The sequence below is a fragment of the Nitrospinota bacterium genome (genome assembly GCA_027619975.1).
Lineage (GTDB): Bacteria > Nitrospinota > Nitrospinia > Nitrospinales > VA-1 > JADFGI01.
Window position 1 is genome coordinate 18285 of record JAQCGX010000023.1, and the last position, 24161, is coordinate 42445.

A 24161-nucleotide genomic window follows, 5' to 3' on the forward strand; every position below is an offset into this window, starting at 1 on the left:
GACAGGGGGTCGAAGGCTGATATAATCCCACTCCAATCGCTTTGTTTCATTCAGCGAATGGGATAGTGCTAACATAACCCGATGTTATTGCTGGCACACGACTGTCCTGCGAATTAAATTTCGGCATTTAAGTCTATTTTTTGATTAACCTGGCAAGCAAATCTGATTGGAGAATTGTTCATACAATGGATTCTTCTAATAAGAATTGTAAGGACCTTTATTAAATGACGGAATATTTTTTCATTTCTGTATTTGCGGTCGTCGCTCTGGTTGTGGTCGGAGCCCTTTTGGCGCTTTCCACTATTCTCGGACCCAGGAACCCAACCCCCCAAAAATTAATTCCTTATGAGTGTGGTATCATCCCGCGCGAAGAAGCCAAGGGAAGATATCCTGTCCGTTTTGCAACCATAGCCATGCTCTTTATCATTTTTGATATCGAGGTGGTTTTTATGTATCCCTGGGCGGTGGCTCTCGATCAGCTCAAGCTGTTTGGACTGATCGAAATGGTCGTTTTTATTACTATTTTTGGAGTGGCCTATGTCTATGTCTGGGGTCGAGGAGGTTTGGAATGGGATTGATTGACTCTGCGGTCGAAGCGTTTGAGACCGAAGTAAACAATATAAAGTTGAATGTCAAAGAGGCGGTGGAATCGCTCAATCATGATTATGCGGGAGCGGTCTACGACAGTATTCTAACCACCAAGCTCGGCAAGGTGGTGGGTTGGGCTCAGAAAAATGCGCTCTGGCCTGCGACGTTTGGCCTCGCCTGTTGCGCCATTGAAATGATGGCCATGGCCAATTCCAGGTGGGATGCGGCCCGGTTTGGAGCGGAAGTGTTTCGCGCTTCTCCACGACAGGCGGATCTGATGATCGTCTCGGGGCGGGTTTCACAGAAAATGGCCCCGATACTCAAAACCATTTACGATCAGATGCCGGAGCCCAAGTGGGTTATCTCCATGGGGGCGTGCGCTTCCTGTGGTGGTATCTTCAATAATTATTCCATTGTGCAGGGCGTCGATCGCGTGGTTCCGGTAGATGTTTATGTTCCCGGTTGTCCCCCCGGTCCAGAAGCTCTTCTTTATGGCATCATCAAATTGCAGGAAAAAATAATGCAGGAAGCGGGTACGGGCAACGCGAAAAAGAGGGTGGCATGACGTCCGAGGAGTTGATTGAGAAAATTCAATCGTCTTTGGGAGGCGATATTCAGAGCGCAGAAGTGCACCTCGGTGACGCTGTAATATTTGTGTCTCAGGAAAACCTGCATAAAGTAGCGCAAGCTCTGAAAGAAGATGTCGATCTGCGGATGGAGTATCTGTCCGATATTCGCGGCGTGGATTATCTCGATCAGGATCGTGAACCTCGATTTGAAGCTGTCTACGAATTGCACTCGTTTGCACATAATCACTCCGTTCGTATTCGTGTTGGCCTGGAGGAAGAAAACCCTTCGGTTCCGACGGTGTCGGACTTATGGAAAGGCGCTCTTTACCCGGAGCGCGAGCTTTTTGATATGTTGGGGTTCGATGTTCCCGGTCACCCTGATCTGAAGCGCCTCATTATGCCCGAAGAGTGGGAGGGGCATCCTTTAAGAAGGGATTATCCGCTGACGACGGAAGATGTGGCGTTTTCTCACAATCGTGATTATAAGAGTGAACTGGTAAAATCCAAACCCCCGACCCGGTAAAATTTGCATGACCATCAGTGAACTAAGAATTTTTAAACCTCTTGTCAGGTTCTATATATAAATGAGCGTTACCGAACAAGGTCTGCTGGAGCGCGATAAGGATACGATGACCCTCAATATGGGGCCGTCGCATCCCAGTACGCATGGAGTGTTCCGGGTGATCATGGAAATGGATGGCGAAATCGTCGTTTCCGCCGAACCTGAAATCGGTTATCTCCATACCGGGATCGAAAAAACTTCGGAGAACAAACGTTACGTCCACGTCATCCCCATGACTGACAGGCTCGACTACCTGAGCCCGCCGCAGAACAACCTTGCTTTTTGCCTGACGACCGAGAAACTTTTGCAATGTGAAATTCCGCCACGGGCGCAGTATTTGCGCGTCATCATGTGCGAGCTGGCCAGGATCGGCAGTCATCTGGTCTGGCTGGCCACGCATGCGCTCGATATCGGCGCGATGACTGTGTTTCTCTATTGCTGGCGGGAGCGGGAGATGATCCTTGATCTCAACGAGGAAATTTCCGGCGTACGTATGATGACCAGTTACATCCGCATTGGCGGGGTGATGAAAGACGCCACTCCTGAATGGTTGGGCAAGGTACGCAAGTTCATCGATTACCTGCCCGCCAAGATAGACGAATACGAACGACTGCTCACCCACAATCCTATCTGGCTGGATAGGACTCAAGGGGTAGGGGTGATGACACGGGAAGAAGCCATCAACTGGAGCTTGAGCGGCCCTGCGCTTCGCGCCTCGGGAGTGGATTTTGATTTCCGTAAAAAGCGGCCCTACGGTGGCTACGAAAATTTTGAGTTTGACATTCCCGTCGGCAAGAATGGAGACGTGTACGACCGTTACCTGATGCGGGTGGAAGAGTTGCGGCAGAGCCGGCGCATCGTGGCGCAGGCGTTGAACAACCTGCCGGACGGTCCTTATAAAGTGCAGGATAATAAAGTATCGCTTCCTGAAAGAGACACCCTGCACACCAGCATGGAATCCTTGATTCACCATTTCAAATTGGTGTCAGAAGGGGTCAGCGTTCCCAGAGGCGAGACGTATGTGCCAACGGAAGGTCCACGCGGCGAAGTGGGGTTTTATATTGTCAGCGATGGCAGTAATGTCCCGTACAGGGTGAAGCTCCGCGCTCCTTCGTTTATGGCGATTCCGGGAATGTGTCAAATGATGAGTGGTTCTTTTATTGCGGATGTGGTTGCGATCATTGGGAGCATTGATATCGTGATGGGGGAGGTGGACCGCTGATGTTCGCGTTTACAAAAGAGGATGAAAAAAAAATCGAAGCGATACTCAAGAAGTATCCGCCGGAGCACAAACGCTCTGCATTGTTGCCGCTGTTGACGCTTGTGCAAAGGCAGGAAAGATATGTCAGCCCGGATGCGATGCGGGAAATTGGACGGCGGCTGGATCTTTCTCCGGCGTATGTGCAATCGGTCAGTTCCTTTTATACGATGTATTCCACCGAGCGGGTGGGCAGATATATGATTTTGTTTTGCATCAATATCAGTTGCCAGTTGAATGGGTGCGATGCTCTTTTGGAACACACTGCGAATAAACTGAACATCAAAGTGGGAGAGACCACGACGGATGAAAAGTTCACCCTGCACCGGGAGGAATGCCTCGCGGCCTGTTCAGGGGCGCCGATGATGCGAATCAACGATACGTTTTATGAAAACCTGACCACCCAAAAAATCGATCAGATCCTGGATTCCCTGGACTAGAAATTTCATGACACAGATTCTATTTAAAAATATAAATAAAAAGAACCTGCACACGCTTGCGGTTTATGAAAAAGAAGGCGGCTACAAAAGCCTGAAAAAAGCTTTTGCCAAGGAGCCGGAGGAAATCATAGAAATGGTCAAAGCGTCCGGGCTTCGCGGTCGCGGCGGCGCCGGGTTTCCCACCGGGTTGAAATGGAGTTTCCTGGCCAAGGATGTATTTCCCCGTTACCTTTGTTGCAATGCCGACGAAAGTGAGCCCGGAACCTGCAAGGACCGTGAGCTGTTGCTCAAGAATCCGCATCTTCTCATCGAGGGGATGATTCTCTGCTCCTATGCGTGCAGGATCGAAACCGGCTATATTTATATGCGCGGCGAGTTTTACGATCTGTGCGAGATTATGGATAAAGCTCTGCAAGAAGCCCACGCCAAAGGCTATCTCGGTAAAAATATATTAGGTTCAGGTTTTAATCTGGACATTCACACCCATCTTGGGGCCGGGGCTTATATTTGCGGGGAAGAATCGGCGTTGCTCAACTCGCTTGAGGGCGGGCGCGGCGAACCGCGAATGAAACCGCCATTTCCAGCCGTTCAGGGGCTGTATGCCAAACCCACGATCATCAATAACGTTGAGACGCTTTGTGTTGTTCCAAACATTGTGAACGAGGGCCCGGAGCAGTACGCGGCCCTGGGCACGGAAAAAAGCAAGGGGACCAAACTGGTCAGCGTTTCGGGCCATGTTAAAAAGCCCGGCAATTATGAAATTGTCATGGGGACGACGGTCCGGGAAATTATTTATGATATCGCGGGAGGCATTCGCGACGACAATCGGTTGAAAGCCTTTATTCCCGGTGGTTCTTCGGTTCCGATGTTGCCTGCGGATCTGGTAGATACGCCCTATGATTATGAGTCTTTGCAAGCGGCGGGGAGTATGTTGGGCTCCGGCGCGTTGATCGTGATGGATCACACCGTCAACGTGGTGGAGGCGACTTTGAGACTGGCCAGTTTTTACAAGCACGAATCGTGCGGAAAATGCACTCCCTGCCGGGAAGGCACCCGCTGGATGTGGCAGTTGTTGAACCAGATCCACATAGGACAGGGGCAGATGGCGCAGGTGGAAAAGCTGGTGGATATTTGCGACAACATGAGTTTTAAATGTTTTTGTCCGCTGGGAGATGCGGCGGTAGGGCCGGTGGCCAGCAGTATCAAGCATTTCCGCGCCGACTATGAAGAACTAATTGGACAAATGACGGCTGAGTCCGCCGTCTGAGGATATAAATAATCATGGCAGATGAGCAGATCACATTAACCATAGACGGTCAATCGGTCACCGTTCCCAAAGGCACCAAGGTGGTGGATGCGGCCAGGACGGTTGGTATCGAGATTCCCGTTTTTTGCTACCACGAAAAGCTGGGGCCACTGGGCTGTTGCCGCATGTGTCTGGTGGAAGTAGAAAAGATGCCCAAATTGATGACCGCCTGCACCATGGATGTGGGGCCGGACATGGTCGTCAAAACCACCACGCCTAAAGTGGAAAAAGCGCAACAAGGGGTATTGGAATTCACCTTGCTGAACCATCCGCTCGATTGTCCCATCTGTGACAAAGGCGGGGAATGTCCTCTGCAAAACAACACATTCAAGTACGGTCCCGGTGATACGCGGATGGAATTTAACCGCGCCCATAATGTGAAGGCCAATCCTTTAAGCCCAGTGATCACCCTGGATCGCGAGCGGTGCATCGCCTGCCAGCGCTGTACGCGCTACAGTGAAGTCATTGAGCAGGATAATACCTTGGTCATGAACAACCGGGGGTTTAATAATGAAGTCGGAACCTTCAATAACGAGCCTTACGACACCCGCTTTTCTGGAAATGTGATTGACATCTGCCCGGTCGGCGCGCTGACCAATACGCAGTTTCGATTCAAAGCCCGGACCTGGGACCTGACCAATTCCGATACTCTGTGTGCCCATTGTGGTTGTAACTGCAATATGACGATGGGAGTGCGCACAAATAAATTCATGCGAATGGAGTCTCGTCCCAACGACCTGGTGGACGATGGATGGATTTGCGACAAGGCCCGCTGGGGATATGATTTTCTCGAAGGCAAAAACCGGATTCAGGAAGTCCGCGGCGGCGTGGACCATGAAGGAGCGACCCTGACCGTATTGGATGGAGGCGTCAAGACGCCCTCTGTCAAAGATGCCGTTGAACGAACTGCCAATGCAATCAAGAAAATTGTGGACGAACATGGGCCCCAAAGCGTTGGCTTCATAGGTTCGCCCTATGGGACCAATGAAGAGCTTTATCTATATCAAAAATTATTCCGCTTCGGGTTTGGTACCAATAACATCGACCACAAAGTTTATGCCGAGTCGCCAGGACTGCCCATTGACCATTATGATTTCAGCGACATTGAGACCTCGAACCTGGTTTTGCTGATCGCCAGCGACCCAACGGAAGAACTGCCGATTCTTGATTTGCGAATCAAAAAAGTGGTGTCTCGACAAGGCGTGAAACTTGCGGTGCTGAATGATCAAAGCACCCTTATGGACAAATACGCGCATCTTTCTTTGCGATACAACATCGGCACAGACGCTCAGGTGTTCTCTGCATTGGCCGGGTGCCTTTCGGGAAAAGGGAGCGACGCCAAAGAAACCGGCATTGAAGCCGAGCAGATGAATGCCTTGGTCGAGATGTTGAAGTCGAATAAAAAGGTGACGGTGGTTTATAATCCCGCCGCATTGACTGGGCGATCAGTGGATGTCCTCAAACATCTGTTGTCTGAGATTCAAAAGATTCCTGATATTGAATGCGGGGCTATTCCCGCCGCACCTCATACCAATGCAGTGGGCGCTCTCGATATGGGAATTTTGCCGGATTATTATCCGGGCGGTGTGTCTCTTGCCGATAATGAGGCCATCAAACAGCAATGGGGTGACGAAGCTCCTTTGACTCCTGGATTGTCCGCGCTGGAAATGATTCATAAAGCGGCATCGGGAGAATTGAAAGCGCTTCTTGTCTATCGCGCGAACCCGGTGGTCGATTTTCCCGGCGGCAAACAAGTGGAAGAGGCGCTCAAAAAAATCGATCTGCTGATCGTTCACGACATCTGTGAAACCGAAACCTCTAAACTGGCTCATATTGTATTGCCTTCCAATGGCCCTGGGTACGATGAGGGAACCACCACGAATATAGGTGGGCGCGTACAGTTTAGAAAAGGCGGGCTGAAAACAACACATCCTCCTGATTGGAAAATTATTTCCATGATGGCCAAAACTCTGGGGGATGAAAGCAATTACATCACGTCCTTCAGCGTCACCGATGAGATTGCCAAAAAGGTTCGCGGATACAATGAAATCAGCAAAAAGTCTATTAAGAAAGAGGGGATGGCCCGGACTTCCGCCGAAAGCAGTAATGGCGCGTCCCCGGAAGCGGCAAAAGCACAGAGCCCGAAGGGCGATTCCCTTTTGAAACTGCGAATTGCAAATTATCTCTTTGCGCATGACAAAATTCTGGATGCCTCATCCACTCTGGCGCATCAGTTCAAATCGTCGATCGTGCATCTGCATGAAGAAGACGCTAAAAAGCTGGGGTTGAAGGATGACGATGATGTGATCGTGATTTCGGGGGATGCCAAAGTCGAGGCGCAGGTGGAAATTTCCAACCGCTGCAATCCCGGCGGTGTGGTGCTTCCCAGAGTTTCAGATGAACAGGATGTTTTAGGATTGGTAAATGGCGCGGATGCCGTCAGCTGGGTGGAAATCCGCAAGAATTGAAGATAAGGGTTGTTAAGTGGGGTTGTTACATGGAGTCTTGTTTTGTTGGATGACATTCTGGAATTTTTAGATCCGGTATTGCAGGCGGGGTTTATCATCGGCACCGTTAAAGCCGTGGTGATCGCCGTGGGCTTGCTCTCGGTTGTTCCGCTTTTGGTATGGCTGGAGCGTCGGTTGATGGGACGGTTTCAGGTGCGACTGGGTCCGAACCGTGTGGGCCCGTTTGGGCTTTGTCAGCCGATTGCCGATTCTATCAAGCTGTTGTTTAAAGAGTCGATCATCCAGAGTTCGGCGGACAAGTTTTTATACCACCTGGCGCCGGCGATTGTCGTGTTCACCGCCATTGTCACGTTTTCGGTGATTCCCTTTGGAGATTCTTTCACCGTATTCGGGCAGACCATCGGGTTGTGGGGCGCCAATATCAATTCCGGAATATTGTTTGTTTTCGCGATCTCCGGGATGGGCATTTACGGGATGGTGCTTGCAGGGTTGTCGTCTAACAACAAATATTCGCTGATGGGCGGGTTGCGATCGTCAGCGCAGATGATCAGTTATGAATTGACACTCGGCCTTTCGGCTTTAAGCGTGATTGTTTTGGCCGGTTCCTTGAACCTGATCGACCTGGTCGAAAGCCAAAAGACTGTTCCCTTTATTTTGATGCAACCGTTGGCGTTTCTGCTTTTCTTCATTGCCGGCGTGGCGGAGACCAACCGGGCGCCGTTTGATTTGCCGGAAGCCGAGCAGGAACTGGTAGCGGGATTTCATACGGAATATACAGGCATGAAATTCGCCATGTTCTTCATGGGCGAATACGTGAACATGGTCACCATGAGCGCGATGGTGACGCTGTTGTTTCTCGGTGGATGGAATTCCTACGGGATTCCCGTTTGGCCGATTCTGGCTTTTGCCGGAAAAGTGTTTTTTCTCTTGTGTGTTTTTATCTGGCTGAGATCCACTTTTCCAAGAATTCGTTACGACCGGTTGATGACTTTCGGGTGGAAGGTTCTTCTACCGTTGTGTTTATTTAATTTGTTGGTGACCGCAGTCATTAAAGTGATGTGATGACCCATCAAGGGACTTTATGATACAAACCGCCGTAGCAGGAATTAAAAATTTATTGATTGGTTTGAGCATCACCTTTAAAAACATGCTCACCAAACCCGTGACCTTTCAGTACCCGGAGGAAAAGCGGACCATGCCGGAACGCTACCGGGGCCGTCATTTTTTGAACCGCGATGAAAATGGTCTCGAACGTTGCGTGGGATGCAGTCTCTGCTCGATCAACTGTCCGGTGGGGTGCATTCACGTCGTGTCCGCTGAGAATACCGAAGGGAACCGGGTGTCTCCCGGAGAGCGCTACGCTGCGGTTTATGAAATCAATCTGCTCCGCTGTATTTACTGCGGCTATTGCGAAGAGGCTTGTCCGGTGGATGCGGTGGTGTTGCGCGAGCATTACGAACTGGCCGACTACGATCGCGATAAATACATCGCGACGAAACAGGATTTATTGGTTTATCCCGAACCCAATCAGTTCCGGGTCAATATTCTGGGCAATACCGAGCGCGTCAATAAATAAGTTAGGAAAGTATTCAGGAGCGTTACATGTTTGAAATCACCTACGAGGTTGTTGTTATGTTGCTGGGGGCCACTGCGGTGCTGGCATCCCTTGGCGTGATTCTATGTGCCTCCCCAATTTACTCTGCCTTGTACCTGATCGGCAATATGATATGCCTGGCTCTTCTGTTTCTTCTCTACAATGCGGAATTTATCGCCGCCGTGCAGATCATTGTTTATGCGGGAGCGGTGATGATCCTGTTTTTGTTTATCATTGCACTTCTGGGTGGCAAAAAGGAGATTGTGGAACCTTCGATTCAACGTTCCGGCGCTTTTACGTTCGTGTTTCTTTTGTTCGGTGAGCTTCTGCTGGCGGCAGGAGTGGGGACGACCAAACCCGTTCAAGGAAACCTGACTCCTGATGTTCTGGCAGCCATTGGCAGTGCCAAAGCAATTGGAGTCGAGTTGTTCAGCCGTCATCTGATACCCTTTGAGCTGGCTTCCACCCTTTTACTGGTTGCCACGATCGGAATTATTTGTCTGGCCAAGTTTTCCTATTCACCCGCCAGGAGGCGCGTAAAGTAATTATGGGAAGCCAATTTGTTCTCATTGTCAGTGCGGCCATTTTCTGCATCGGGGCCGCCGGGTTTCTCATACGAAGAAATCCCCTCATTATGTTCATGTCCGTGGAGCTCATGTTGAACTCCGTGAACTTTTTATTGATTGCCTATTCCAGTTTTCTAAAAACCCTGGATGGACAGATTTTTGCCCTCATCATCATGACCGTCGCCGCGGCGGAGGTCGTGGTGGGTTTGGCGATCATCCTCACAATATTCCGGACACGGCACGATCTCAACGTCGATCACATTAACGTATTGAAGGGATAGAACCATTGTTTTTCTACGCTTGGCTTATTTTGATCCTTCCCCTGCTCGGTTTTGTGGGTTTGAGCTGGTTTGGAAATAAAATTCCCAAAATCATCGCCGGTAAAGCCGCTTGCGCCACCGTCGGCTTGTCATTTCTGACCGCGCTGTTTGCTTTGAGCGACTTATTGGCATTGGCTCCAAAAGATCGGCTGGGGCACGTGGAATCGCTGTATCAATGGATATCCTCAGGGACCTTCAAACTGGATCTCGCGATTTTGGTCGATCCGCTTTCCGTCTTCATGTTTCTGATCGTCACCGGCGTGGGTTTCGTGATCCATGTTTATTCGCTCAGCTATATGGAGGATGACCCGGAGTTCACGCGGTTCTTCGCCTATTTGAATCTTTTCATTTTCTCGATGTTGCTCCTGGTAGCCGCCGCCGATTTCTTTTTTCTGATTGTCGGCTGGGCGTTTGTCGGCCTGGCGTCGTATCTCTTGATCGGTTTCTGGAGGCATAAGACCAGTGCGGTGCTGGCGGCACGCAAGGCGTTTGTCATGAACGTCATTGGCGATGTGGGGATGGTGATCGCGGCATTTGTTATATTCAACTCCTTTGGGTCCATCAGCTACATGGACGTGTTCGCCGCCGCTCCGGGTAAATTTCTCCCCAATGACGATACGGTGTTGTTGATCACCCTGCTTTTGCTGGTGGGCGCGTTCGCCAAGTCGGCGCAGATTCCTCTGCACACCTGGCTTCCCGACGCGATGGAAGGGCCGACTCCGGTCAGCGCCCTGATCCATGCCGCTACGATGGTCACCGCCGGCGTTTATCTGATCGCCCGCTGTCATGTTCTGTACGAACTGGCTCCCTACACGATGGACTTTGTCGCGGGGATCGGGGTCATCACGGCTATTTTCGCGGGCTCCATGGGCATGGTGCAATACGATATCAAGCGCGTCATCGCCTATTCCACCATGAGCCAGCTGGGGTACATGTTTCTTGCCATGGGCCTCGGCGTGTTCAGCCTGGGAATGTTTCACTTGATGACTCACGCATTTTTTAAAGCCTTGCTGTTTTTGGCCGCCGGCAGCGTTATTCACGGATTGAACGGAGAGCAGGACATCCGCAAAATGGGAGGACTGCGGTTTTCAATGCCGCTGACTCATATCACTTTTTTGATCGGCGCTCTTTGCCTGTCGGGATTTCCCCTGACCAGCGGTTTTTTCAGCAAGGAAGCCATCATCATGAGTGCCTATCATGCGGAAATGGGGAATATCGTGTTTTGGGCGATCGCGTTGGTCACGGCAGGCATGACGGCGTTCTATATTTTTAGAGTTTATTTTTATACGTTTTTTGGCAAGCAGAGTGATCCCGACGCGCACCCGCACGAATCGCCGATGCTCATGGCTGTGCCGCTGGTGATCCTTGCTTTTTTTGCCTTGCTCATGGGCTTTGCCGCACATGGAGTGGATCAGTTTTTGGCTCCGGTTTTTGGAGGCGAAGCGCACCACTATGAAGACGCGATGCTGGAGACCATTGCCGTCATAGTTGGTATCGGTGGCATTCTGACTGCGGGCGTTATCTACCTGACCAGTCACGATAAACTGGAATTTGCCAAACAGGCGTTGGCGCCGCTCTACGATTTATTGATCAACAAATACTATATTGATGAAATTTACGATTTTCTGATCGTCAAGCCGATGCGGGCCATTGGCGCTTTCCTGGAGCAAAAAGTTGAGAAGGAAGGGATCGATCGAGCGGTCGATGAAACGGCGGCGCAGGTGCGCGAAGTCAGCCGGGGCATCAGTCTCTGGCAGTCGGGGAAAGTAAGAACTTACGCGCTGAACATGGTTGTCGGAATGGTCACCATTTTGATGTTTGTAGTTTTCTTGTAGAGATAAAATGATAACACTCATCGTATTCACACCCCTCATTGCGGCGTTGGTCCTTCTGTTTTTGCAGGAAGACAATAAAGCACTGATCCGCATGGTTGCTCTGGGCGCGGCAGGGTTTAGTTTTTTGCTGTCTCTGGGGCTCCTTTTGGCATTCGACTCTACCAACCCAGGGATGCAGTTTGAGGCCTCCCTCCTGTGGGTGTCCATGCTGAATATCAAATACCATGTGGGGGTCGATGGCATCAGTCTGCTTTTGGTGATCCTGACAACTTTTTTGTCCGGGATTGGCATCATCTATTCTTTAAAGCAGAAAAATGGCTTGAGAAATTTTCTTGCCTTGATGCTGGCTTTGGAAGCGGGGACGCTGGGTGTTTTCGTGGCTTTGGACACCATCCTGTTCTACGTATTCTGGGAGTTGATGCTGGTTCCGACTTATTTTCTCATTGGCCTCTGGGGAGAGGGCCAGCGGGTTTACGCGACGACGAAATTCGTGTTGTTCACGCTCGTAGGCAGTCTGTTGATGCTGGTGGCCATTATCGGTATCAGCGTGGTGCATTTTGAAGCTACCAAGGAATTGACCTTTGATATCCAGACCCTGGTGCACACCCAAATAGACCCGGCATCCCAGACATGGATGTTTTTGTTTTTCTTTCTCGCATTTGCCATCAAGGTGCCGGTATTCCCGTTCCACAGTTGGTTGCCGCATACTTATGTGGCCTGCCCGATTCCCACGCTGATTATTTTAACGGGGGCCATGTCCAAAACCGGAGCCTACGGGTTTCTCAGGTTTTGTCTTCCCTTATTTCCGGACGCAGTGGAAGAAATGGGCCTTGTTATTGGAGCGTTAGCCGCTATTGGAATCGTCTATGGGGCGTGGATCGCCGTCGCACAGAAAGACCTTAAGGCGTTGGTGGCCTATTCCAGTATCAGCCATTTGGGCTTCATCACTCTGGGAATTTTTGCTCTCAACAATGTTGGTGTCGAGGGCAGTGTCCTGCAAATGATCAATCACGGCATCATTGCGGCGGCCTTGTTTATCATCGTGGGGATTCTCGAAGAAAAGACCGGAAGCCGAAATCTGAAAGATTTTCGCGGCCTGGGAAAATCCATGCCTGTGCTTTATGGGATGTTTATGCTGATCACCCTCGCGGCGCTGGGTCTTCCGGGATTGAACGGATTCGTCGGCGAGTTTTTGATCCTCATGGGGGTGTGGACCTCGCATCTGTTATCGGATCTTTCAACCATCTATGTATTGATGGCAGGTCTTTCTATCGTGCTGGCGTCTATATACATGTTGTATATGTTCCAGGGTTCCATGCAGGAGACCAACCCCAAAACCGATCAAAACCTGACGGATATCAATCGGACAGAATTCGGTTTACTGCTTCCCGCCTGCGTGCTTATCATCTTCATTGGTCTGTTTCCCAAGCCTTTCATCGACCGCGTTTCTCCTTCGGTGGATTCTCTTTTGCACGTGGAAAAAACCGTGAACCTGCATAGCGGGGAAAAGAACGCGCACCACTAGAGTTAAGATTTTTTTTTAAATCCCGCTCTTAACTTTCAACCCTTCATAATCTTCATGAAGCTCGGCGACCGTATCGTAGATGGAATTTTTCTCGAACGCCCCAACCGTTACCTCGCAAAAGTAACCATCGAGGGGGTAGAAGTCTTCGCGCACGTTCCCGATCCCGGTCGACTCCCAGGATTGATGATCCCCGGTCGTAAAGTGCGACTGGTTTATAATCCCGGTCCCAAACGCAAAACAGATTTCACGTTGGTACTGGTTCGTCACGGGTCTTTATGGGTCTCTGTGTATCCGGTGTTTGCCAATGCCCTGGTGAAAAAGGCTCTTGAAAAGCGCTCTCTGCCTTTTCTGACGGGTTATGAAAAGTTTGTCAGCGAAGTGAAAATGGGAAACAGCCGGTTCGATTTCCAACTGGAGTTTGGCGGCAGTCTGGCTTATGTGGAAGTGAAGTCCGTGAGCCTGGTAGAAGACACGGTGGGGAAGTTCCCCGATGCGCCCACCGAACGGGGAGTCAAGCACTTGCAGGAATTGATCGAATTACGCAAACAAGGCACTCGGGCCGCAGTTCTGTTCATTTCCCAGAGATCGGACACGCGATCCATCGTTCCCAACGATGCGGTCGATCCGAAATTTGGAGACTGGTTGCGGAAAGCGCACGAGCAGGGTGTCGAGTTGTATGGGCACAACTGCAAGGTCACGTCATCCTCAGTTTCCCTCGAAAACCCGGTCGCTATCGTTTTGCCTACTTAAAGAAGTTATCCAGTTTGGGGTCTACATACCAATCTTCATTTTCCCAGAACCAAAGTTGGTCGACGAGAATGGTTTTCAACTGGTTGCTGGGCAGGATGGACAGCTGATAACGCATGGTGACGATGGCTTTGTTGAACTCTTTGACCGGACCATCCGTCTTGGTTTGTACCGGGATGTCATCATTGAAGAGTTTCGCATCTAATACTGAACTCTCGTAAAAGACAACATTTTCTTTTATTTTGAGTGAATCGGTCAGGAATTGGCGACGTTTGGCAATTGGCAGGTAGGGGGCGCTGAGGTCCATCATTTTTGCCTCAAACCGTTTGTTGAACTGATGGATTTTCGTTTGCAGGTTTTCCTCTCTATCGACATGGGAATAATGGGCACAGGCCGTCCAAAAGAGGATGAAAAACAGAACGAAAATTTTTCGTGGGAGAATAAGGGATTGTCGATTTTTCATGGTTTGACCTGTTGTGGTAAGATGGGCGATAATTCGTGGGAAGGTTGCAAGCTTCAAACATCGCTCGGCAGTTCGAATTATAAAGGATTTTTTTTTAAATCGCCAGTCCCTCAAAAGGTTGGCAAAATATTTCTTCTCAACTCTATTACCCAAAGTTAATTCTTTTGAAAAAAATAAACCGCACTCCAGTTAAAACCCGCAGGAAACCACCCACAAGAGCAAACAAAACGTCGAGTGGCAAAGTTACCGCCTGGGACCAGGCCGCGCGTTGGTATGATGCGCTGGTGGGTATGTATGGGTCCGATTTTCAAAAAGACATCATTATGCCCGGTGTCTTCAAGCTCTTGGACCTGAAGAGCGGAAGCCGGGTTCTGGATCTGGCCTGCGGGCAGGGCGTGTTCTCCCGATATCTTTTAGCTCAGGGAATGAAGGTGGAGGGGCTGGATTTATCCGAAGAATTGATCGGGTTCGCGCAGTCCCGGTCGAAACCTGCTATTCACTTCCATGTGGCCGATGCGCGAGACGCAAGCGCTCTTAAATTATCCAGTTTTGATGCAGTGGCCTGTCTTCTGGCCGTGCAAAATATGGAAGAGATTGAGCCGGTATTTCGTAACGTGGCCCAATGGCTGAAGCCGGACGGGCGTTTTGTTTTCGTGACAACCCATCCTTGTTTTCGGATTCCCCGGCAAACGCATTGGGGCTGGGATGAAGAGAAAAAAATTGAGTATCGACGAGTCGATCGTTACGCAACGGATCTCACCATCCCGATAATCACGCCACGGGTGGCAAGCTCCGAAGGATATACTTATACGTATCACCGATCGCTACAAAATTATTTTGAGGCGTTGGCGGCGGCGGGCCTTTGTGTGGAGCGCCTGGAAGAATGGGCATCCGAAAAAAACAGTGAACCGGGAAAGCGGGCAAAAGCGGAAAACCGGGCCCGGAAGGAGATTCCCTTGTTTTTAGCTTTGAGTGCCCGCCCCATTCCAATAAAACCCGCCAGTCAGAAATAAGGGTATCTCTAAAAATTGACTAAATGCTCCTAATCGTCAACTTAAGGAGATGGCTTTGTTTTAGTGGAACAGGCGACCTGCCCTTAAATTTAAGGATAGGTCGCCCGTGCCACCAATATAAGAAATCCTTGTACAGTGTTCGATTTCCTGTAATAAACTAATTTTTAGAGATGCCCTTAAGAAGGCACTGTAGTGCAAATTTGGATGAAAATTTTTTGATGGCATAGAAATTAAATCCCCCCAGCCCCCTTCATAGAAGGGGGAGCCAATCTTTTAACATCAAACTCCCCCTCCCTCTTAAAAACGAGACCTTGTTTTTTTACCCTGTTGATCCTGTAAAAAAGTTTTGTCTTAACAAACCACCGGGTCTTTTTCGGCTTTCACCTTTTTTCCCGCAGACCAGGTTTGATCGACGAAGTTCTCGCCGAAATAGTAGAACATATCCCTGTAGTCATTGGTTTTGAGCACCAGAAAATCCGCCCGCTGGCCGGGGAGGAGCCCGCCGTATTCCTTGTGGCTGTCCAACGCCCTGGCGGAACCATAGGTTGCCGCGATCAAGGCCTGCTCGGGGCTGATCCGGTACAGTGAATGGGCCAGGGTCAACACCGTCTGCATATTGTAAGACGGGCTGCTGCCCGGATTGCAGTCGGTGCCCAACGCCAGGGTCACGCCGGCTTCGATCAGGGCGTGCACCGGCGGAATCTTTTTTCCGCCCAGAAAAAAGGTCACCCCCGGCATGAGGACGGCGGTGGTTCCCGACAACTCCATCGCCCGAATATCGTGCGGGGTGGCGTGCTCCAGATGATCGCAGGAAATAGCGCCTAATTGGGCGGCGTTATAACAGCCCCCCTGATGCGAGAACTCTTCCACATGCGCGCGCAGTTGATGAAATCCCACCAATTTCGCGTGCAGAAACAACCGCCGCAAGTCGGCGACGGTGAACACATCCCTTTCACAGAAAATATCCACGCCGTCCGCCAGGCCACGGAATTTCGGCAGGTGCTCCATCACAAACTCGAAATATTGACTTATTTTTTGTCCCTTGGGAACCGCGTGAGCGCCCAGGTAAGTAAGGGTGATGGGGATTCTCAGGTTTTTCCTGAGACGCTGGCCGACCTTCAGCATCTTCATTTCCGTGTCCAGGTCGAGACCGTAGCCGGACTTGATTTCAAACGCCGTGGTGCCGAGCGTCATCATCCGGCGCACCCGTTTTTTTGCGGATTCATACAATTCTTCTTCCGTCGCCTTGCGGGTGGCGTCGACCGTTCCCAGAATGCCGCCGCCATTCTTGAGAATTTCCATGTAAGAGGTTCCCGTCGCGCGTTGTTCCATTTCACCCTTGCGTTCCCCGGCATAAATGAGGTGGGTGTGGCAGTCCACCAGCCCCGGAATCACGGACTTTCCCTCACAATCGATCACCCTGGAATATTTTTTCGGGTCGATCCCTGAATCACGGATCACCTTATTCACCCTGCCTTGACTCACCAGCATGGCGCATTTGGTTTTTCTCACCAGTTTCGGAGTCTCGCCCTCAGGGTCTACCTGAATCAATTCACCAATATTTTTAAAACAAATGACCTTTTCCATTTAGATTCCTTTTGAGATGAGTGTTTTCAGCGACCCCGGACACACCGCAATAAAAAAGATCTTTTAAAACATTTAAAAGCCTCAACACCCCCCTCACCCAACCCTCTCCCCCAGGGGGAGAAGGCTAATCTTTCTTTGCGGCTCGCGAGCGAAGCGTACCCCTTCGGGGCATGAAGGCAACGGAAAGGATATCACAAGCGTTTGCCGCGAATTCGCCCTCCGCGGAGGAGGGGCAGGGGAACTTTTTTTTCTTTAGCCACTTTTATTGCGATCTCGTAGCCGGCATCGACGTGGCGGGCGATGCCCAACCCCGGATCGTTGGTCAGGACCCTATCGAGGCGATCCTGTTTTTTCCGCGTGCCATCGGCGACGATGACCATTCCGGCGTGCAGGGAATTGCCAATGCCCACGCCGCCGCCATGATGATAACTGACCCAGCTGGCACCCGACACGGCGTTGACCGCAAAGTTAAGCAACGGCCAGTCAGCGACTGCGTCACTGCCATCGACCATACCTTCCGTTTCGCGATTTGGCGACGCCACACTGCCGCAATCGAGGTGGTCGCGACCGATCACGATGGGGGCCGCCACTTTTCCCGATTTGACCAGCCGGTTCATGACGCGGCCCATTTTTTCCCTCTCGCCGTAGCCCAGCCAGCAGACCCGGGTGGGCAGGCCAAGAACCGGCACCTGCTTCCTGGCTTTTTCGATCCAGCGGTGGAGGCCGGTTTTTTCCGGAAACGTTTTGATCACCGCGTCGTCCACCGCCCACAGGTCTTTTTTCTTGCCAGATAACATGGCCCAGCGGAAGGGTCCCTGCCCCTCGAAGAATAACGGACGGATGTAGGCAAGCACAAACCCTGGATAAATAAAGGAACCATCCTTTTTACGGATATCGAGCCCGCCCAACTCCGCCTGGCCTCTGAGGTTGTTGCCATAGTCAAACACCACCGCGCCCTGATTTTGCAGTTCGATCATCGCCCGGGCATGCTCGACTGTGGTGGACAGCGAACGTTTACGATACTCGTCAGGATTTTTACCCTTAAGAGTCATCAGCGAATCATAGCTCTTACCCTCGGGAACATAGTCCATGAGATTATGGGCGGAAGTCTGGTCGGTTACGATGTCGGGAATCCGCTTGCGCTCGAGCAGTTGTTTCGCCGCTGTGGCTCCATTTACAATCAGCCCGACGCTGACCGGCTTTTTCTGCGCCAAACCCTCATCAATCCATTGCAAGGCTTCGTCCATTGATGCAGTCGCCCGGTCGAGATAACCTTCCCTGAGACGGCGTTCCACCTGGGCGGGATTCACTTCGGCGATCAGGATACAGGCCTCATTCATCGTCCCCGCCAGCGGTTGCGCCGCGCCCATGTTGCCAAGGCCAGAGGTGAAAATCCATTTCCCGAGCAGGCTGGACGCACCAAATTCCTGTTTTCCGCAGGCCCCAAAGGTTTCATAAGTTCCCTGTAGAATTCCCTGGGTGCCGATATAGATCCAGCTTCCTGCGGTCATTTGCCCGTACATCATCAAACCCAGTCGGTCGAGATGGTCAAAATGCTCCTGGGTGGCGTAGGCCGGAACCAGATTCGAGTTGGCGATGATGACTCTGGGAGCTTCGGGATGACTTCTGGCGATGTAAACGGGCTTCCCCGACTGAATGCAGAGGGTTTGATCCGGTTTCAGCCGTTTCAGTTCATAAACGATCCGGTGATATTCGCGCCAGTTGCGGGCGGCGCGGCCAGTTCCACCGTAAACGATCAATTGTTGCCAATCGAGCGCCACACGTTCATCCAGATTATTATTCAGCATTCGGAGCGCGGCTTCGGTATCCCAGTCACAGCATTGCAGCTTCAATGAGGTCCTAGCCCTTGGGGACCGTTTGGGACACAGTTCCATGGCCATCGGGCGTTTGGCGGCGGGAGAGGGAGGTTTCATTTTTTCTTCTCCTTGCGGGAAGCGACCCCCAGGCAAAAATTATAAAACAGGGCGGCGGCCAGGCGGCCGGTGCGTTCGTCCTCGATTGCCGGGTTGTATTCCGAAATGTCAAAAAGAGACACCGAGGGGTGACACCCGGACCGATAGGCGATAGATACCGCGTCCTGAGCGCTCAACCCCAAAATTCCGGGGCAGGAGACCCCTGGCGCATCGGAGGCCGCCACCGAATCGAGGTCAAAACTGACAAACACAGAAGAACATTTCCAGGCGAGATTGCCAAGCGAAGCCTGAAAACTGTCGATCACATATCCATGATGTTGAATTTCATCCAGCCACAGGATGCGGCCCTTCTTAGCGCGAATATATTCGGCATGTTCCTGACTGCACTGGCTTCCCTGAGCACCGAATTCGATGAAGTTTTCGCCATCGAACCGATCATCTTCCAGCAACTGGCGAAACGAAGACCCGCTATGGGCCCGGCCATCCTTTAATGGACGAACGTCCAGGTGGGCATCAATATTGATGACCCCCACCATCTTATCTTTCTGATGATGGAGCAGAGCTGAAACGTTGGGGTAGGATTGATCGTTCCCGCCTCCGATAACAAAAGGGATGCCCCCTTTTTTTAAAATGGAGGCGACTTTCTCAGTCAACCGGGCGTGAGCTTCTTCAAGAGGGATGTCAGCCGGGATGTCACCGGCGTCGGTGACCGAAAGTGACGACAAGTCGATGTCTTTTTCAGGATTGTGAACCGTGCCGAACCGCTTGAGCCAGAATCGAAATTTCTCCGGCCCCAGCCGGGCTCCCGCACGGCCTCCGTTGAGGGAAACTCCCTGATCATGAGGAAATCCCAAAAGAACGATATGACCACTTTCTCCTCTTCCAATAATATCCCACAGCCTGATATCGATCATACTACTTATATAAGTCCTGCCGGGCTGTTTGTAAACAGCGTATTGTCCGGGGACAAAAGACAACGCTTAAAATCTTGTAAGCGGCAGTCTTATTTGTTATATTTCAGGATTCAAAATTCTAATTAAGGAGAATCCCTAATGTCCGCAGCCGCCGAAGCTTTAAAAAAGGCTATCGAGCATGAGAAACTGGCTCTCGAAAGATATAAAGAGGCCATGAATTGCTCCACCCACGATGAAACCCGAGAAACCCTGAAAAAAATCGCTGCCGATAAAAACCAGCAAATCGATTCCCTGTCCTGGATGGTTCTGGCTGAGGCGGGTCAATTGGAAGACCGAGCCGAGTCGGAAGAAGCTGAAGCTCCAAAGAGCAACGCCAGTAAGTGTCCTTTTTCAGGAGCGCTCAAGGAAATGGGCGTTGACATCACCAAAATGGGTGAAATGTCTCCTGAAATGATGGAAAAGATGATGGGCGGTATGTCGCGTGAGGAAATGGCCAAATCGATGGGACTCACTCCTGATGCAGGCAGTGAGAAAAAAGCGTAATCCTGACAACCCTCTCTATGCCTTCTCCCAAACCCATAGACCTTCTTGTCGCTTGCCGGGCGTGCGAGATTGAAAATCTGATCAACAGCTATACCCCTGACCTGCCTGCCGTGTGCAGTCAGTGTCGGGAACGGCTGATTGACCTGAGTCTTGTCGATACCCACCAGGAAATCAAATGTGGAGATTGCGGGATGGTCCTGCTTCTCCCCAAAGACACCGAAGTCTCCAGGGAATCGACCTGTCGTTGTGGAAGCTCCAATCTGTTTCTTCAAACGGCGCCAACCATCCCACTTCTGGCTCAGGAGGCTGGGGCGTTCAAAGATGAAGACGCTGACCCTGCAAACGATGATTTCGACTGGTGTCGTCCCTCTTCCACTGACGAAATGTCGGAGGATTACAACGACGTATTCGACAACGACCCGGGGTTTTAATCCTCCTTCGCGGAGGGCGACCAGGCCCCGGCCTGGAGCGAATTTGCTCACGACGGGCAGCGCTTTCTGATTTTCATTTAAACTTTGTCAATTTATAAACCCATCGAACGTTAACATTGGGTCCAGCGTCACGCTGGCGGCAGACGCTTGTGATATCCTTTCCGCTGCCTTCATCCCTGTCATATCTCCTCCATAAATTTCATGCCCCGGAGGGGGGTAGCAAGGGAACGCTTCGCTCACGAATCGCCCCTTGCTGGCGATCATTTTCGATTCCGATTTGAATTGGAAAATTCGGCTCGAAATTTTCCCCCGAACCTCCCCCCTTCCAACTTCCCCAGTGGGTGAAGGTTACGAGGCGCAAAGCAAAGTATTCTTATTTTTCAACACTATTCCCTTGTCATTTATAAGGAAACCCCCTTATAATCGGAAGGTCGATACCAAGTGGAACTCATTGAAATATTGGCTAAAACGACTATTAAACCAGCCGATTTTCCTACTCTAAATTGCACAACAACCGCATTTGTTTTACAATCAACACGTGCTTAATCCAATAAATCATTATGAAACAAAAAGTTCCAACTCCAAAAGAGCTGTGGGAAGGTAATCTCGAGCAAGCCACCTCGATCATTGAGTCCCATCATACCTTTCTGTTCAGCGCTGATATCGATCCTGATTCCGTAGGGGCCATGATGTCCCTTTCGCTTTACCTCAGGATGCTGGACAAGCAGGTTTATATTGTCATTTCCAATGCCTTGGGTGAAAACCTGAATTATCTGGAAAAAATGATCGATTACAACGGCATCCACACGCTTCGCACTACCGATGAAATTGCCGGCGTCAAGGATGTGGTCGATGCGGTTATTTTCTGCGATACAGCCAATACCAAGCTGGTTCCCTTTTACCCTTTCATTTGGGAGCACCTGCTATCGCGCAACCTCCCCGTCATTGAAATCGACCACCATTTTGGAGCCGACAGCGAAAAACTGTCGGACCATGGGGTGACTCTGTTTCGCAAAGCCAATGCCACAACGGAAATCACCGGGGAACTTCTCAAAAAACTGCACCAAAAATACCCAGAGAAACCGCATCCCTTTAATCAGAGAAATATCGTCATCAGTATCCTGACGGGTATTCTTGGCGATACGGTTGGCGGGCGAACAGTCCCCTGTAAACAAAGCTACGTTCAATGGGTCGGGTCCCTGGGAAATAAGCTGAAAAGGAATACGCGCTGGAGGAAACCGAATGGCGCTCGACCAGGGGATGATAAAAAAACCAAGTTTGGCAATCCACAGCAGATCCTGGATTATTTGAACCGGCTGTCTCTCGACCAGGAAGTTTGCATTAAAAGTTTGAAAAAGCGGATGGTGGTTGAGGGTGATGTGTGCTCCCTCAATCTTTTAAACTCTACTTATTCCCAGGTCGAGGATGTCTGTCGGCCCTACGACTCGCCCTGGTTTGCCTATATTCTGGGTTTTCTATTGGACCAAATCCCCAACACATCCGGCAAAGTGGGTCTGCTTTATTTTCATGGCAAAAATGCGGATGACAGAGACTGCATTTATATCAAAATGCGGCGGTCCACCGATTATTCAGGAATCGACCTTAGAACCACAGAATGTCAACTGCGGGCCGTCTTCGGCGGAAAATACATGGGCGGCGGCGGGCATCCGGGAGCGGCTTCCTTCCGCATTCATCCGCACGATGAAAACGAGTTTCTGGCAAAATTCGAAAAGGTCGTGGAATCCATTCAGAAAACCATCGTTTGAGAACACTACCTGCCTCCCTCTTTTCTCTCAATCTCCACTAAAAAATTTAATCTCTAGGGCACCTCTAAAAATTGACTAAATGTTCTTATATCGTCAATTCAAAGAAGTGTCTTTGTTATAGTGGGACAGGCTTTCCAGCCTGTTCGCACGGGCTGGAAAGCCCGTGCCACTGATTTAAGAAACTCTTTACAATGTTCAATTCCCTTTTAAAAACTAATTTTCAGAGGTGCCCTCTATTTAATATTCTTCTGAATATTAACCGGTCAAAATCATTGAACGTTTTTAAGACCCCCAACACCGCAAAATAAAGCACGATGCTCAAAAGAACAGCGGGGACTAAAGCAAGCGTGTCCCAACCCATCAGTAACACAGCCATTGCCCCTGCCGCCAGAACAGGACGCCAGAGCAACACGAGGATTTTTGTGTTCCCGCAAATTTCCCGGACCTTGAAATAATAAACGCCAAACAGCAAAAATTGCGTCAGCGTGGCGGCCCAGGCCGCTCCCTCCATGCCCCATTTCGGGATTAGAAACAAATTCAAAAACACATTGAAAACTGCCGCCCCGCCTGTTATTTGCAAAACGCTGCGGGTTTTGTTTTGCGACAGCAACAGATAGGCCGCCAGATCGTTCAAACACAGCAGAGGAAAGCCCAGGGACATAATCATTAAAACCGTCCCGCCCGTATCAAAGGAGGCCCCGTAAAGCAGACCCAGTAGCCGGGGAGCGAGAAGAAACATGCCCACCGACAGCGGGATGCTGATCAGAAGCAAATAGCGGACGGTTTGCTGCCAGATTTTTTGGTAATGATCGCTCCCCTCCTTGAAGGTTTTCGCCAATACCGGAAACACTCCCAAACGGATACTGGCAATCAACAAGGAAAGCGTTTCAATCAATTTGAACGCCGCAGAATACCATCCCGTCTCCAGTTCCCCGCGCAGGAAAAACAACAACACCGCATCGATGCGGAAATATATATAGGTGAACAGGAGCAATCCGCATAAAGGCAATGCACCCTTGAAAATCTCCCGCACCAATTGGCGATCAGACGCCGGCGGTGACGGCTCTGAATATATAACAGCCATCTGCCGATGAGCGGCCACAAGAATAAGAACTGCAGAAACAAAAAAAGCGGTGGAGAATATCACCACATCGCCTCCCTGAAGTAAAACCGCCAACCCCAGGAAAAAAAACAATGTCCGTTGCGCAATCAATAAAATGGAAACGATGCGCATGTGTTCAAAGGCGCGGAACACTGCCATGTACATTTCGGTGTATCCATTGATCATCAACGCCAGCCCAATGGCCACAGCGGCAAGAAGGCTCACCGGTTCCAGAGCCGCCATCCACAAAGCTCCCGCCAAAACCAGCCCCGTCGCCAAAGATAATTTCAACTTCATTACCAACACGTTTTGGAGATAGCCAGAGGCATTTTGCGGATGGCGGCTGACTTCCCGGGTCAAAAAAATGCTGAGGCCCGCATCGATGAATACGATAAGGGCACCCGTAGCCGCGAAAGCAAAACTGAAAATGCCGTACCCCTCGCCTCCCAGAAACCGGGCGGCAATAATCTGGGTCACGAGAGCGATGACTTTTGAAAACCCCTCTGCGCCAAACAGCCAGATGGAGTTCTTTACCAGCCTTTCCGCTTTCTCGGCTTTTTCTTTGAGAGGTCCATCCATCGTTTCAACTCCTTCGCGGAGAGTGACTTTGCTAACGACGTGCAATATTTC

General features: G+C 50.6%; 23 protein-coding genes. 18 read left to right on the top strand and 5 right to left on the bottom strand.

Annotated features, from left to right (window positions below; genetic code table 11):
* Nucleotides 1–224 precede the first annotated feature (224 nt).
* From O3C58_09170 to sfsA, 14 genes are all read left to right on the top strand, one after another.
* The gene (locus tag O3C58_09170; GenBank protein ID MDA0692025.1) at nt 225–578 is read left to right on the top strand and encodes an NADH-quinone oxidoreductase subunit A; all 354 of its coding nucleotides are present in this window, start codon (nt 225–227) and stop codon (nt 576–578) included.
* Complete coding sequence (locus O3C58_09175; GenBank protein MDA0692026.1) at nt 569–1153, top strand: NADH-quinone oxidoreductase subunit B; 585 nt, start codon at nt 569–571, stop codon at nt 1151–1153. Before O3C58_09170 ends, O3C58_09175 begins: the two co-directional genes overlap by 10 nt.
* Nucleotides 1150–1680, top strand: a complete 531-nt coding sequence (locus O3C58_09180; GenBank protein ID MDA0692027.1) for an NADH-quinone oxidoreductase subunit C — start codon at nt 1150–1152, stop codon at nt 1678–1680. Before O3C58_09175 ends, O3C58_09180 begins: the two co-directional genes overlap by 4 nt.
* A gap of 61 nt (nt 1681–1741) precedes the next feature.
* Nucleotides 1742–2941, top strand: coding sequence for an NADH dehydrogenase (quinone) subunit D (gene nuoD, locus O3C58_09185; GenBank protein ID MDA0692028.1), 1200 nt, complete (start codon nt 1742–1744; stop codon nt 2939–2941).
* Nucleotides 2941–3417: an NAD(P)H-dependent oxidoreductase subunit E gene (locus tag O3C58_09190; protein MDA0692029.1), complete on the top strand. Its 477-nt coding sequence runs from the start codon at nt 2941–2943 to the stop codon at nt 3415–3417. The genes nuoD and O3C58_09190 overlap by 1 nt, the downstream gene beginning before the upstream one ends.
* A gap of 7 nt (nt 3418–3424) precedes the next feature.
* On the top strand, nt 3425–4684 hold the full coding sequence (nuoF, locus tag O3C58_09195; GenBank protein MDA0692030.1) for an NADH-quinone oxidoreductase subunit NuoF: 1260 nt from the start codon (nt 3425–3427) through the stop codon (nt 4682–4684).
* Between the two features lie 14 nt (nt 4685–4698).
* Nucleotides 4699–7191 (top strand): NADH-quinone oxidoreductase subunit NuoG, encoded by a 2493-nt coding sequence (nuoG, locus tag O3C58_09200; GenBank protein ID MDA0692031.1) that lies wholly within the window; start codon nt 4699–4701, stop codon nt 7189–7191.
* A gap of 42 nt (nt 7192–7233) precedes the next feature.
* The gene (gene nuoH / locus O3C58_09205; protein ID MDA0692032.1) at nt 7234–8253 is read left to right on the top strand and encodes an NADH-quinone oxidoreductase subunit NuoH; all 1020 of its coding nucleotides are present in this window, start codon (nt 7234–7236) and stop codon (nt 8251–8253) included.
* A 19-nt stretch (nt 8254–8272) separates the two neighbouring features.
* Nucleotides 8273–8767, top strand: a complete 495-nt coding sequence (gene nuoI, locus O3C58_09210) for an NADH-quinone oxidoreductase subunit NuoI (GenBank protein MDA0692033.1) — start codon at nt 8273–8275, stop codon at nt 8765–8767.
* A 26-nt stretch (nt 8768–8793) separates the two neighbouring features.
* Entirely contained in the window at nt 8794–9330 is a 537-nt protein-coding gene (locus O3C58_09215; GenBank protein ID MDA0692034.1) for an NADH-quinone oxidoreductase subunit J, read from the top strand.
* A 2-nt stretch (nt 9331–9332) separates the two neighbouring features.
* Complete coding sequence (gene nuoK / locus O3C58_09220) at nt 9333–9632, top strand: NADH-quinone oxidoreductase subunit NuoK (GenBank protein ID MDA0692035.1); 300 nt, start codon at nt 9333–9335, stop codon at nt 9630–9632.
* Between the two features lie 5 nt (nt 9633–9637).
* Nucleotides 9638–11506: an NADH-quinone oxidoreductase subunit L gene (nuoL, locus tag O3C58_09225; protein MDA0692036.1), complete on the top strand. Its 1869-nt coding sequence runs from the start codon at nt 9638–9640 to the stop codon at nt 11504–11506.
* Nucleotides 11507–11513: 7 nt separating this feature from the next.
* Nucleotides 11514–13031, top strand: coding sequence for an NADH-quinone oxidoreductase subunit M (locus O3C58_09230; GenBank protein ID MDA0692037.1), 1518 nt, complete (start codon nt 11514–11516; stop codon nt 13029–13031).
* A 54-nt stretch (nt 13032–13085) separates the two neighbouring features.
* The gene (sfsA, locus tag O3C58_09235; protein ID MDA0692038.1) at nt 13086–13781 is read left to right on the top strand and encodes a DNA/RNA nuclease SfsA; all 696 of its coding nucleotides are present in this window, start codon (nt 13086–13088) and stop codon (nt 13779–13781) included.
* Here sfsA and O3C58_09240 read toward each other — a convergent pair.
* Nucleotides 13774–14241, bottom strand: coding sequence for a hypothetical protein (locus O3C58_09240; protein MDA0692039.1), 468 nt, complete (start codon nt 14239–14241; stop codon nt 13774–13776). The two genes, sfsA and O3C58_09240, sit on opposite strands and share 8 nt — an antisense overlap.
* Nucleotides 14242–14405: 164 nt before the next feature.
* Here O3C58_09240 and O3C58_09245 point away from each other — a divergent pair, with 164 nt between their 5' ends.
* A complete protein-coding gene (locus O3C58_09245) occupies nt 14406–15254 on the top strand; it encodes a class I SAM-dependent methyltransferase (protein ID MDA0692040.1) in 849 nt (282 codons plus the stop codon).
* 351 nt (nt 15255–15605) lie between these two features.
* Here the strand turns inward: O3C58_09245 and hutI are convergent, their stop codons facing one another.
* From hutI to O3C58_09260, 3 genes are all read right to left on the bottom strand, one after another.
* The gene (gene hutI, locus O3C58_09250) at nt 15606–16841 is read right to left on the bottom strand and encodes an imidazolonepropionase (GenBank protein MDA0692041.1); all 1236 of its coding nucleotides are present in this window, start codon (nt 16839–16841) and stop codon (nt 15606–15608) included.
* 191 nt (nt 16842–17032) lie between these two features.
* Nucleotides 17033–18736: a urocanate hydratase gene (gene hutU, locus O3C58_09255; GenBank protein ID MDA0692042.1), complete on the bottom strand. Its 1704-nt coding sequence runs from the start codon at nt 18734–18736 to the stop codon at nt 17033–17035.
* Between the two features lie 35 nt (nt 18737–18771).
* Complete coding sequence (locus tag O3C58_09260) at nt 18772–19689, bottom strand: formimidoylglutamase (protein MDA0692043.1); 918 nt, start codon at nt 19687–19689, stop codon at nt 18772–18774.
* A gap of 138 nt (nt 19690–19827) precedes the next feature.
* Here O3C58_09260 and O3C58_09265 point away from each other — a divergent pair, with 138 nt between their 5' ends.
* From O3C58_09265 to O3C58_09275, 3 genes are all read left to right on the top strand, one after another.
* Complete coding sequence (locus O3C58_09265; GenBank protein MDA0692044.1) at nt 19828–20232, top strand: hypothetical protein; 405 nt, start codon at nt 19828–19830, stop codon at nt 20230–20232.
* A gap of 17 nt (nt 20233–20249) precedes the next feature.
* Nucleotides 20250–20663: a hypothetical protein gene (locus tag O3C58_09270; protein MDA0692045.1), complete on the top strand. Its 414-nt coding sequence runs from the start codon at nt 20250–20252 to the stop codon at nt 20661–20663.
* Between the two features lie 560 nt (nt 20664–21223).
* A complete protein-coding gene (locus O3C58_09275; protein ID MDA0692046.1) occupies nt 21224–22429 on the top strand; it encodes a hypothetical protein in 1206 nt (401 codons plus the stop codon).
* Nucleotides 22430–22649: 220 nt separating this feature from the next.
* Here the strand turns inward: O3C58_09275 and O3C58_09280 are convergent, their stop codons facing one another.
* A complete protein-coding gene (locus O3C58_09280) occupies nt 22650–24110 on the bottom strand; it encodes a flippase (protein MDA0692047.1) in 1461 nt (486 codons plus the stop codon).
* Nucleotides 24111–24161 lie beyond the last annotated feature (51 nt).